Raw genomic sequence first — 1,057 nt, 5'->3', positions numbered from 1 at the left:
CTAGAGCGGCGGACTTTCATGTGAGTCCATATCCTGCGGCAGCGAAGTAGTTTCTGCATTCTGTTGGGGAGAAGAGATTGCAGATATCGCCAATGGCCTGCCACAGGGCGTCGATGGTCCTGATGGCCTTTGCGCGCAGATGCGCCTTGAGCTTGGCGAAGGCCATTTCGATCGGGTTGAGATCTGGGCTGTAAGGCGGCAGGAAGAGCAGCCATGCGCCTCTGGCCCGTATGAGCCTCTCGGCGGCAGGGCTCTTGTGGGCAGCAAGGTTGTCGAGGATGACCACATCACCCTTTGCCAGCGTCGGAGCGAGCTGCGTTTCGACGTAGGTTTCGAAGATGCGCCGGTTCATCGGCGTGTCGATGACGAAAGGGGCAGTGAGCCCATGACAGCGCAGCCCGGCGATGAAGGTCTGCGTCTTCCAATGTCCGAACGGTGCCTTTGAGCGCAGCCGTTGGCCCTTCAGGCAGCGGCCGCGCAGGCGCGTCATCTTCGTAGTGGTTCCGGTTTCGTCGATGAACACCAGCCGATGGGGCTCAAGCCGCATTCGTGGTTGGCGCTTGGTCTGCCACTCCTGCCGCGCCTTGCTGATGTCGGGCCGATCTTGCTCGCTGGCCAGCAGCGTTTTTTTTGAAGCGGTAGCCGTTTCTGATGAGCCAACGCGAGATCGAAGCAGGCGCAACCTGGACGCCGGTTACAGCGGCCAGTTCGGCGGCAAGCTCCGGCATGGTGATGTCATCCTTCTCGACCACACGGCCAAGCAGGAACGAACGATGCGGATCGAGCTTGGAATGGCGGCGACCACCGCTGGCCTTGGGCACCAGGGTGTTGGTCGATCGATAGTTCCGCATCAGAATCACGACGAACGAAACCGACACCCCAAAATGGGCCGCCGCCGCTCGCCGTGAATGGCCAGCCTCGACAAACCGCACCACACGTTCACGCAAATCGAGCGAATAGGGCTTGGGCATGGCAAATCACCTCCATACGGAAGTGAATCACAAACCCGACATCATCGGAATCCCTCGCGATTCAACCTGAGCATCCGACGCTCTAG

Annotated in this window: 1 protein-coding gene; it reads right to left on the bottom strand. The window is 60.1% G+C overall.

The genetic code is table 11. The features are described 5' to 3' along the window. Window positions 1-16: 16 nt before the first annotated feature. A protein-coding gene (locus tag O7A61_RS32275; RefSeq protein ID WP_442921141.1) for an IS630 family transposase occupies window positions 17-971 on the bottom strand; the annotation gives its coding sequence in 2 pieces (ribosomal slippage) (window positions 17-653 and window positions 652-971; 957 coding nt in all). Window positions 972-1,057: the final 86 nt, after the last annotated feature.

It is taken from the genome of Mesorhizobium sp. Cs1321R2N1 (assembly GCF_037179725.1).
Taxonomy (GTDB): domain Bacteria; phylum Pseudomonadota; class Alphaproteobacteria; order Rhizobiales; family Rhizobiaceae; genus Mesorhizobium; species Mesorhizobium salmacidum.
The sequence above is the reverse complement of the archived record's forward strand: the minus strand, read 5'-3'. Positions and strand labels throughout refer to the sequence as shown.